The following is a 9,549-nucleotide window of genomic DNA, read 5'->3' as shown; positions in this document are numbered from 1 at the left end:
CTCTGGCCGCACTGGCCGCGTGGCTGACGGGACTCCTGCCGTTCGTCGGTGGCATCCTCGGCTTCATCGTCGGCGTCCTCCTGACGGGCTGGCTGCTCGCGGACGAACTGACGTCGCGCTCGCTCTCGGCGCGAGGGCTCGACCGGCGGGCGCGCCGCGCGGTCCTGCGCGAGAACCGCGCGCGGGCGCTGGGCTTCGGCGTCGCGACGCAGCTGTGCTTCCTCATCCCCCTCGGAGCCGTCGCCGTCATGCCCGCCGCGGTCGCCGGCAGCACCCTGTGGACGCACGCCGCGCTGCGCGAGACGGCCGGTGCCGCGGACCGGGCGACCGACGCGGCACGATAGCCTGGACGAACCGAAGGGATCCCCAATGTTCATCGTCTCGCTCATTCTGTTCGTCGGCGGCATGCTGCTCACCGGCCTGTCGTTCTCGTTCGCCGCACCGGGGCTGTTCTTCGCCCTCGGCATCCTGCTCGTCGCCGCTTCCCTCGCGCTGCCGTTCCACTTCGGCACCCGCTGATCCCCGACTCGGTGCCCTTCTCGCTCGACGATCTCCGCCGCTGGCCCGACCTCGAAGGTCCTGACCTCGTCGCGGTGGATGCCGCCGACCGCCTGATCCTCGACGAGTCCGAGGCCGCCCGGGCCGGTTTCTCCGACGGTGGCCTCGTCGTCATCGACGACGCGTACGGGGCGCTCACGCTCGGCGCGGCAGCCGCCGGGGCACGCGGCATCCGGGTGTACCAGGACGCCCTCACCGGCGAACGCGCGCTGGAGGCCAACGCCGCTCGTTCCGGGCTTCCCGACACCTTCACCCATCACCCCCTGGATGCCGACCTCGTCCGCGACGCACGGGTCGTGCTGCTCCGGCTTCCCCGCGCCTTGCGCGCGCTCGACGACATCGCCGGGCTCATCGCCGCGCACGCGCACCCCGACGTCGTCGTGTTCGCGGGCGGGCGGCTGAAATACATGACCGTCGCGATGAACGATGTGCTCGGCACACGCTTCGATCGCGTCGACGTCACCCACGCGCGCCAGAAGTCGCGCGTCCTCGTCGCCCGGGGCCCGCACGACGGCGCCGACCCGCAGCCCGAGGCCGCGACGGTCGACGGCCTCGAGGTGCGCGCGTTCGGCGGCGTGTTCGCCGGCGCGTCGATCGACATCGGCACGCGCCTGCTGCTCGCCCACCTTCCCGGCCCGGTCGACGGAGCGATCGATTACGCCTGCGGCACCGGAGTCGTCGCCGCGGCCTGGGCGACGCGGCATCCGTCCGTCCGGATCATCGCCACGGATCAGTCCGCCGTCGCGGTGGCCTCGGCCCGCGCAACGGCCCTCGCCAACGGCGTCGCCGATCGGGTCGAGGTGGTCCGCGACGACCTTCTGGCCTCGCGCCCGGATGCCAGCGCGTCGCTCATCGCGCTCAATCCGCCGTTCCACACCGGCGGCGCGATCACCGAGGCGGTCGCGCCGCGCATGTTCGCCGACGCGGCCCGGGTGCTTGCGCCCGGTGGCGAGCTGTGGACGGTCTGGAACTCGGCTCTGCAGTACCGCGGCGCGCTCGAACGCCTCGTCGGCCCGACGCGTCAGGTCGCCCGCGACCGCAAGTTCACGGTCACGGCCTCGACGCGCCGCTGAGTCTCAGTCCTTACCGCCGGGCGGGCCGACGACCAGCAGCACGACGAAGATGAGCGCCACCGCCAGCAGGATCAGGATGCCGAGCACCCAGGGCCGGCGCAGGAAGAACCGCACCAGCCGGTCGAGGGGCCGGTGGTCGCGCGGGTCGTCGCCCGCTTCGAGCCGCCACACTCCGCGCAGTCGGCCGGTGCGGTGCAGCCACACCTCGGTCGGGATCGTGGCGTAGGGAATCACCGCGCTGACCACGGCGACGACGGTGGGCCCGACGCCCCAGCGCTGGTTCAGCGCGACGAGGACGGCCGTCGCTCCGTAGGCGAGGAACACGAACCCGTGGATGCCACCCCCGATCGTCACCGCGATGGGCAGGTCGGCGGTGGCCCGCAGGATGAGCCCGCCGATCAACATGGTCCACGAGATCGCTTCGGCGATCGCGAGCGTACGGAACAGGCTCAGGGGCGTGCGGAACACGTCTCTCCTCGTTCGGGTGCGGGGCTTCCCACCCTACGGAAGGGCCCCGGCGGTCACCCGGCTGACTTCTCGACGTCGAGGCAGCCCGGCCTCACTCGATGGGGTCGTCGTCCTCATCCAGGGTCGGGTCCGACCGAACCCCCTGCGCGGCGGTCGACGTGTCGGGCTCGGGCCCCGGCTCGATGGGCGGCTTCTCACGCTCGGCATCCATGCCTCCACTCCATCACATGCTGACCGGCATGCCGGGACGCCATCACGCGATGTCCGAGGCGCCGATCACGGCCCAATGTGCGCCATCGGGCGGAGTCTGCAGATGACACGCCGTCTCGATCGGGTCGACGCCGACGTGTCACGGCCGAACTCCGCAGGACGGCGCACGAAACAGTCGAGGCCGCGGCCGCCCGCGTAGGCTGAGTGGGTGGCGGAATCCCGGGGGCGCGTGTGGACCGGGGTGATCCGCATCGGCCCGCACGGCGGCGCCCATCGGGTCGCGGCCCGCGCCGCGCTCAGCGTCGGCGTGCCGTTGCTGGTCCTGCTGCTAATCGGTCGCCTCGACCTGAGCGTCTACGCCTCGTTCGGAGCCTTCGCCGCTCTCTACGGTCGCCTCGACCCGCCGCGCACGCGCGTGCGGATGCAGGCGACGGCGGGCGGCATCCTGGTGCTCGCGATGCTGCTGGGCACGGTGCTGTCGGTGCTCTCGGCTCCCCCGTTAGTGAGCGTGATCGTCGTGGCCGCCCTCGCCGCGGCGGTGACGCTGTTCGCGTACCGGGCGCAGTGGCATCCGCCCGGTGCGCTGTTCACGGTCTTCGCCGCGGGCGCCTGCGCGAGCTTCCCGGCGACCGCCGCGACGTTCGGTCTCGTGCTTCTCGTGGGCGTGAGCAGCGTGCTGTGGAGTCTTCTCGTCACGACGGCCTTCGTGCTCGCGCGGCGGGGCTCGTGGCGGGTGCCGACGCGGTCCCGGCCGCCGATCGGCTCGGTCGCGCGGGAGATGACCGCGACGGTCGGTGTCGCCGCCCTGCTCGCGGGCGTCGCGGGCGTGCTGCTCGTCGGCACGCACTGGTACTGGGCGATGGTGGGGGCCGTCGCCGCTGTGGGCGGCGCGCACGTGTCCGCGCGGCTGATCCGCGGCATCCAGCGTCTCGTCGGGACCCTCGTGGGCGTCCTCATCGCCGCCGGTCTGCTCGCCCTGCAGCTGCCGCCGTGGGCGATCCTCGTCGTCGCCGTTGCGATGCAGGTCGGCGCGGAACTGTTCGTCGGCCGCAACTACGGCATCGCGATGGTGTTCATCACCCCGCTCGCGCTCCTGATGATCTCGCTCGCCTCCCCCGCCACGCCCGACATGCTGCTGCGCGACCGCGTGCTCGAAACGGTGATCGGCGTGGCGGTCGGCACGATCGTCGCGATCGTTTCGGCCGCGCTGCGGCGTCGCTCGACCGCCTGACCTCGAAGGAGACCCGGATGCCGGGACCCACCCCCGTCGCCCTGACCGTCGTCGGCGCGATCAACGTCGACCTCACCGCACGCGTTCAGCGCGCACCCGGCCCCGGCGAGACCGTCGCCGACGGCGTCCTGCAGCGCGGACCCGGCGGTAAAGGCGCGAACCAGGCCGTCGCCGCCGCGCGCCTCGGCGCCGCGGTGCGTCTGGTGGGTGCGGTGGGCGACGACCTCGACGGAGGCGGTGTCCGCGAGCAACTGGCATCCATCGGCGTGGACGCGTCGACCGTGCAGACCACGGACGCCGCCACGGGCACCGCGCTGATCGTCGTGGATGCCACGGGCGAGAACTCGATCGTCGTGTGCGCCGGCGCGAACGCCGCGATCGACGCCGAACGCCTCGGGATCGAGCCCGGCGCGGCAGTACTTGCTCAGCTGGAGGTGTCGGATGCCGTGATCTCCGCCGCCGCGGAAGCCGCCGGGTTCTTCGCCCTCAACGCCGCCCCCGCGCGCCCCCTCCCCACCGAGGTGCTCGAGCGCGCCGACCTCGTCATCGTGAACGAGACGGAGTACGCGCAGCTCCCCGAGGTGCACGATGCGCCCCTGCTCTGCGTGACGCTCGGCGCCGAGGGCGCGCGACTGTACCGACACGGCGAGCTGGTCGCCTCGGCGCCCGGCGTCGCGGCGACCGTCCGCAACACCGTCGGTGCCGGCGACGCGTTCTGCGCGGCGCTCGTCGTGGGGATGCTGCGCGGCGACTCACAGGAGGTCGCCCTCGCGCGCGCGTGCGCGGTGGGGGCCGCGGCCGTGGCCGACGACGCGTCGCAACCGGCCCTCGGTCTCCTCGATACGTACGGGGTTCCCGCGTGAGCCGCCGCCCGATCCTCGTCGATTGCGACACCGGCATCGACGACGCCCTCGCCCTCGCCTACCTGCTCGCCGAGCCCGCGGTCGAGATCGTGGGCGTCACGACCGTCTCCGGGAACACCGATGCCGCCCGCGCGGCCGCCAACACCCTGTCGCTGTTCGACCTCGCCGGGGTCCACGACATCCCCGTCGCCGTCGGGGCGCACCACTTCCGCGGCCGCGAGTATGCCGGCGGCGCGCCCCATGTCCACGGTGACGACGGCGTGGGCGGGATCGCGTGGGCCACCTCCGCGCGGCAGCATGATGCCCGGCCCGCCGTCGAGCTCATCGATCACCTCGCCTCACGGCATCCGGATCTCACCGTCCTGGCCCTCGGCCCGCTGACGAACCTCGCCGCCTACGCCGAGGCACCGGGCGTCGCGTCGTTCGACCGGCTCGTCGTGATGGGCGGCGCGTTCGGGCACTCGGGCAACGTGACGGCCTGGGCCGAGGCGAACATCCACAACGACCCCGAATCGGCCGCCGTCGTCTTCGCCCAGGACTGGGACACCACCCTCGTCCCCCTCGACGTCACAATGACGCAGACCCTGGATGCCACCGACCTGGTCCGTCTCGAAGCGATCCCGGGCGCGGTTCCCCAGGCGCTGGCCGCGATGCTGCCGGCGTACCTCGACTTCTACGAGGGCCGGGTCTTCCCCGACCGCCGCTGTGCACTGCACGACCCGCTCGCCGCGATGGTCGCCGCGGGCGTGCTGCGCGGGGTCAGCGTCGCGTCGGGGCAGGTCGAGGTACGGCTCGAGCGCAGGGAACGCGGGCGGACGGTGTCGTCGCGCGCATCCTCGACGCAGCGCTGGGTGCGCGGCATGGAGGGCTCGGCCGTCGAGGTGCTGCTGGGGCGGCTCGAAGGGCGGGAGTGGCCGGGCTGATCCCGACCGTTGCGAGTGGCCGCCTCGCCCCGCCATGATGTCCTCGTTCACAGGAACTCCAACGGGGGAGGAACCATGGCAGGCAAGTACGAGCTGTACACCGACAAGGCGGGCAAGTACCGCTTCCGGCTGAAGGCCTCGAACGGTCAGGTCATCGCGTCGAGCGAAGCCTACGAGTCGAAGGCATCCGCGCAGAACGGCATCGCCTCGGTGAAGGCGAACGCCGACTCCGAGACGGTCGATCTGACCTGAGCCGTGAGATGACGAAGGGCCCCGCGCGATCGCTCACGCGGGGGCCTTCGTCATTACCGGATCAGAAGTCCCAGTCGTCGTCCTCGGTCGCCTCGGCCTTGCCGATGACGTACGACGAACCCGACCCCGAGAAGAAGTCGTGGTTCTCGTCGGCGTTGGGCGACAGCGCCGACAGGATCGCCGGGTTCACGTTCGTCACCGACGCCGGGAACATCGCCTCGTAGCCGAGGTTCATCAGCGCCTTGTTGGCGTTGTAGTGGAGGAACTTCTTGACGTCCTCGCTGAGGCCCACCGAGTCGTACAGGCTCTGCGTGTAGTGCGTCTCGTTGTCGTACAGCTCGTACAGCAGCGAGAACGTGTAGTCCTTGATCTCGTCGCGACGGGCCTGGTCGACCTGCTCCAGACCGCGCTGGAACTTGTAGCCGATGTAGTACCCGTGCACGGCCTCGTCACGGATGATGAGGCGGATCAGGTCGGCCGTGTTTGTCAGCTTCGCGCGGCTCGACCAGTGCATCGGCAGGTAGAAGCCCGAGTAGAACAGGAACGACTCCAGCAGGGTCGAGGCGACCTTGCGCTTGAGCGGATCGTCGCCACGGTAGTAGTCCATGACGATGTGCGCCTTCTTCTGAAGGAACTCGTTCTCGGTCGACCAGCGGAAGGCCTCGTCGATCTCCTTCGTCGAGCACAGCGTCGAGAAGATCGACGAGTAGCTCTTCGCGTGCACCGACTCCATGAATGCGATGTTGGTGTACACCGCCTCCTCGTGCGGCGTGATCGCGTCGGGGATGAGCGAGACCGCGCCGACGGTGCCCTGGATCGTGTCGAGCAGCGTCAGACCCGTGAACACGCGCATCGTCAGCGTCTGCTCGTCGGGCGTCAGCGTGTTCCACGACTGGATGTCGTTGGACAGCGGCACCTTCTCGGGCAGCCAGAAGTTGTTGACGAGACGGTTCCAGACCTCGAGGTCTTTGTCGTCCTGGATGCGGTTCCAGTTGATGGCCTGAACGTGGTTCAGCAGCTGCAGCTTCTCAGCCATGGTGTCCTCAATAAGAATTCGTGATCAGCGGATCAGAGCATGCACGAGACGCACTCGGTCATGTCGGTGCCCTCGAGCGCCAGCTGACGGAGGCGGATGTAGTAGATCGTCTTGATGCCCTTCTTCCACGCGTAGATCTGGGCCTTGTTGATGTCGCGGGTGGTGACGGTGTCCTTGAAGAACAGCGTCAGCGACAGACCCTGGTCCACGTGCTGCGTGGCGGCGGCGTACGTGTCGATGACCTTCTCGTAGCCGATCTCGTAGGCATCCTGGTAGTACTCCAGGTTCTCGTTCGTCATGAACGGCGCCGGGTAGTAGACGCGACCGAGCTTGCCTTCCTTGCGGATCTCGATCTTCGACGCGATCGGGTGGATCGAGCTCGTGGAGTTGTTGATGTACGAGATCGAACCGGTCGGCGGGACGGCCTGCAGGTTCTGGTTGTAGATGCCGTACTGCTGGACGGATGCCTTGAGCTCGCGCCAGTCGTCCTGGGTGGGCACGGGGATGCCGGCGAACAGCTCCTTCACCTTGGCGGTCTGCGGCTCCCACACCTGGTCGGTGTACTTGTCGAAGAACTCCCCCGACGCGTAGGTCGAGTCTGCGAAGCCGTCGAAGGACGTGCCGCGCTCGATCGAGAGGCGGTTCGACGCCCGCAGCGCGTGGAACAGCACCGTGTAGAAGTAGATGTTCGTGAAGTCGATGCCCTCTTCGGAGCCGTAGTGCACGTGCTCGCGAGCGAGGTAGCCGTGCAGGTTCATCTGGCCGAGGCCGATCGCGTGCGAACGGTCGTTGCCGTCCTCGATCGAACGGACCGAGGCGATGTGGCTCTGGTCGCTCACCGCGGTGAGGGCGCGGATCGCGGTCTCGACCGTGAGGCCGAGGTCGCGGCCGTCCATCGCCAGGGCGATGTTCATCGACCCGAGGTTGCACGAGATGTCCTTGCCGATCTCGGCGTACGAGAGGTCTTCGTTGTACGTCGTCGGGGTGTTGACCTGCAGGATCTCCGAGCACAGGTTGGACATGTTGATCCGGCCCTTGATCGGGTTGGCCTTGTTCACCGTGTCCTCGAACATGATGTACGGGTAGCCCGACTCGAACTGGATCTCGGCGAGGGTCTGGAAGAACTCGCGCGCGTTGATCTTCGTCTTCTTGATGCGCGGGTCATCGACCATCTCGCGGTACTTCTCGGTGACCGAGATGTCGCCGAACGGCTTGCCGTAGACCTTTTCGACGTCGTAAGGCGAGAAGAGGTACATGTCCTCGCCGTTCTTGGCGAGATCGAAAGTGATGTCGGGGATGACGACACCGAGCGACAGCGTCTTGATGCGGATCTTCTCGTCGGCGTTCTCACGCTTGGTGTCGAGGAAGCGCAGGATGTCGGGGTGGTGCGCGTTGAGGTACACCGCGCCGGCACCCTGACGGGCTCCGAGCTGGTTGGCGTAGCTGAAGCTGTCTTCGAGGAGCTTCATCACGGGGATGATGCCCGAGGACTGGTTCTCGATCTGCTTGATGGGAGCACCCGACTCGCGGATGTTCGACAGCAGCAGGGCGACGCCGCCGCCGCGCTTCGACAGCTGCAGCGCCGAGTTGATGCCGCGGGCGATCGACTCCATGTTGTCTTCGATGCGGAGCAGGAAGCACGAGACGAGCTCGCCGCGCTGCGCCTTGCCTGCGTTGAGGAACGTCGGGGTGGCGGGCTGGAAGCGGCCCGAGATGATCTCGTCGACGAGCTGGACCGCCAGGCGCTGGTCGCCGTCGGCGAGGGCGAGGGCGGTCATGACGACGCGGTCCTCGAAGCGCTCGAGGTAGCGCTTGCCGTCGAAGGTCTTCAGCGTGTAGCTCGTGTAGTACTTGAACGCGCCGAGGAAGGTCTCGAAGCGGAACTTCGCCCCGTAGGCACGGTCGTTGAGCTCCTGGATGAACTCCATCGAGTACTTCGCGAGCACGGTGGGCTCGTAGTACTCCTTCTCGACGAGGTAGTCGAGACGCTCCTTGAGGGAGTGGAAGAACACGGTGTTCTGGTTGACGTGCTGCAGGAAGTACTCCCGCGCGGCACGCTTATCGGCGTCGAACTGGATCTTGCCGTCGGCGTCGTACAGGTTCAGCATCGCGTTCAGGGCGTGGTAATCCAGCCCCTCGAAACGCGCCTCGGTCTTGAAGTCCACGTCGCTCAGCCCTACTTCCACCACTGTTCCAATCCTTCGGTGACGTGCTCGACGTCTTCTGGTGTGCCGAATACTTCGATGCGATACAAGTGCGGCACGGAGCACTTGCGGCTGATGATGTCTCCGGCGAGGCAGAACGCGTCGCCGAAATTGGTGTTGCCCGCGGAGATGACCCCGCGGATGTGACGTCGGTTGCGCTCCTCGTTGAGGAAGCGGATGACCTGCCTCGGGACGGCGCCCTTTTCGACACCACGCCCCACACCCCCGCCGTAGGTGGGAGTGACCAGCACGTAGGGTTCGTCGACGTGGAGCGGCGGGTCGGTCGGTCGCAGGGGGATGCGGACGGCCCGCTTGCCGAGCTTCTCGATGAAACGCGCGGTGTTGCCCGACACGCTCGAGAAGTAGACGAGCAGCGGAGCCTCGGTCTCCGACATGACAGCGCTCATGAGAACCCTCTGAGCCGGCCGGGGATCAGGCCAGGCGCGAAGCCAGCTCGTCGATCTTGTCGGGACGGAAGCCCGACCAGTGGTCCTCGTCGGTGATGACGACGGGGGCCTGCAGGTAGCCGAGGGACTTGACCTGCTCGAGGGCCGCGGGGTCCTCGGTGACGTCGAGCACGTTGTATTCGATGCCCTTCGAGTCGAGTGCGCGGTAGGTCGCGTTGCACTGGACGCAGGACGGCTTGGTGTAGACCGTGATCGCCATTTCGTTCTCTCTCTCCCCTGGAAAATCGTCGTCCGGTCGCGTGGGGCGGGCCGGGAGCTCAATAC

12 protein-coding genes are annotated in these 9,549 nt (G+C 68.5%); 7 read left to right on the top strand and 5 right to left on the bottom strand.

Annotated elements, in window-relative coordinates; genetic code table 11:
* The 3 genes from D8Y23_RS03950 to D8Y23_RS03945 form a co-directional block, all read left to right on the top strand.
* The coding region (locus D8Y23_RS03950) for an EI24 domain-containing protein (RefSeq protein WP_164878133.1) at window positions 1–344 on the top strand (344 nt) is incomplete at its 5' end.
* 25 nt (window positions 345–369) lie between these two features.
* Window positions 370–519 (top strand): hypothetical protein, encoded by a 150-nt coding sequence (locus D8Y23_RS16715; RefSeq protein WP_164878132.1) that lies wholly within the window; start codon window positions 370–372, stop codon window positions 517–519.
* Window positions 520–530: 11 nt separating this feature from the next.
* Window positions 531–1,631, top strand: a complete 1,101-nt coding sequence (locus tag D8Y23_RS03945) for a class I SAM-dependent methyltransferase (RefSeq protein ID WP_205796812.1) — start codon at window positions 531–533, stop codon at window positions 1,629–1,631.
* 3 nt (window positions 1,632–1,634) lie between these two features.
* Here D8Y23_RS03945 and D8Y23_RS03940 read toward each other — a convergent pair whose 3' ends face one another.
* Window positions 1,635–2,099 carry a DUF3817 domain-containing protein gene (locus D8Y23_RS03940; protein WP_128216865.1) on the bottom strand — a complete coding sequence of 155 codons (465 nt, stop codon included), beginning with the start codon at window positions 2,097–2,099 and terminating at the stop codon, window positions 1,635–1,637.
* A 418-nt stretch (window positions 2,100–2,517) separates the two neighbouring features.
* Between D8Y23_RS03940 and D8Y23_RS03935 the strand changes: the two genes are divergently transcribed.
* The 4 genes from D8Y23_RS03935 (at window position 2,518) to D8Y23_RS03920 (ending at window position 5,578) form a co-directional block, all read left to right on the top strand.
* Complete coding sequence (locus D8Y23_RS03935; protein ID WP_128216864.1) at window positions 2,518–3,540, top strand: FUSC family protein; 1,023 nt, start codon at window positions 2,518–2,520, stop codon at window positions 3,538–3,540.
* A gap of 17 nt (window positions 3,541–3,557) precedes the next feature.
* Window positions 3,558–4,403, top strand: coding sequence for a PfkB family carbohydrate kinase (locus tag D8Y23_RS03930; RefSeq protein ID WP_128216863.1), 846 nt, complete (start codon window positions 3,558–3,560; stop codon window positions 4,401–4,403).
* On the top strand, window positions 4,400–5,326 hold the full coding sequence (locus D8Y23_RS03925; RefSeq protein WP_164878131.1) for a nucleoside hydrolase: 927 nt from the start codon (window positions 4,400–4,402) through the stop codon (window positions 5,324–5,326). The genes D8Y23_RS03930 and D8Y23_RS03925 overlap by 4 nt, the downstream gene beginning before the upstream one ends.
* Before the next feature lie 75 nt (window positions 5,327–5,401).
* Entirely contained in the window at window positions 5,402–5,578 is a 177-nt protein-coding gene (locus tag D8Y23_RS03920; protein ID WP_077051938.1) for a YegP family protein, read from the top strand.
* 61 nt (window positions 5,579–5,639) lie between these two features.
* On the opposite strand, the gene nrdF is transcribed toward D8Y23_RS03920, so the two are convergent.
* From nrdF to nrdH, 4 genes are read right to left on the bottom strand one after another with little or no spacing between them, the layout of a single operon-like run.
* Window positions 5,640–6,614, bottom strand: coding sequence for a class 1b ribonucleoside-diphosphate reductase subunit beta (gene nrdF, locus D8Y23_RS03915; RefSeq protein WP_128216861.1), 975 nt, complete (start codon window positions 6,612–6,614; stop codon window positions 5,640–5,642).
* Between the two features lie 32 nt (window positions 6,615–6,646).
* Window positions 6,647–8,779 carry a class 1b ribonucleoside-diphosphate reductase subunit alpha gene (gene nrdE / locus D8Y23_RS03910; protein WP_205796816.1) on the bottom strand — a complete coding sequence of 711 codons (2,133 nt, stop codon included), beginning with the start codon at window positions 8,777–8,779 and terminating at the stop codon, window positions 6,647–6,649.
* 11 nt (window positions 8,780–8,790) lie between these two features.
* Window positions 8,791–9,225 carry a class Ib ribonucleoside-diphosphate reductase assembly flavoprotein NrdI gene (gene nrdI / locus D8Y23_RS03905; protein WP_128216859.1) on the bottom strand — a complete coding sequence of 145 codons (435 nt, stop codon included), beginning with the start codon at window positions 9,223–9,225 and terminating at the stop codon, window positions 8,791–8,793.
* 25 nt (window positions 9,226–9,250) lie between these two features.
* Window positions 9,251–9,484, bottom strand: a complete 234-nt coding sequence (gene nrdH, locus D8Y23_RS03900; RefSeq protein WP_022878810.1) for a glutaredoxin-like protein NrdH — start codon at window positions 9,482–9,484, stop codon at window positions 9,251–9,253.
* Between the last annotated feature and the right edge of the window lie 65 nt (window positions 9,485–9,549).

This window comes from Microbacterium enclense (assembly GCF_004022425.1).
Taxonomy (GTDB): domain Bacteria; phylum Actinomycetota; class Actinomycetes; order Actinomycetales; family Microbacteriaceae; genus Microbacterium; species Microbacterium enclense_A.
The sequence above is the reverse complement of the archived record's forward strand: the minus strand, read 5'-3'. Positions and strand labels throughout refer to the sequence as shown.

Bases quoted from the DNA above. Each gene is read 5' to 3' on its own strand.
- nrdI (WP_128216859.1), bottom strand. From the start codon at position 9,225: ATGAGCGCTGTCATGTCGGAGACCGAGGCTCCGCTGCTCGTCTACTTC.
- nrdH (WP_022878810.1), bottom strand. From the start codon at position 9,484: ATGGCGATCACGGTCTACACCAAGCCGTCCTGCGTCCAGTGCAACGCG.
- nrdF (WP_128216861.1), bottom strand. From the start codon at position 6,614: ATGGCTGAGAAGCTGCAGCTGCTGAACCACGTTCAGGCCATCAACTGG.
- D8Y23_RS03920 (WP_077051938.1), top strand. From the start codon at position 5,402: ATGGCAGGCAAGTACGAGCTGTACACCGACAAGGCGGGCAAGTACCGC.
- D8Y23_RS16715 (WP_164878132.1), top strand. From the start codon at position 370: ATGTTCATCGTCTCGCTCATTCTGTTCGTCGGCGGCATGCTGCTCACC.
- D8Y23_RS03930 (WP_128216863.1), top strand. From the start codon at position 3,558: ATGCCGGGACCCACCCCCGTCGCCCTGACCGTCGTCGGCGCGATCAAC.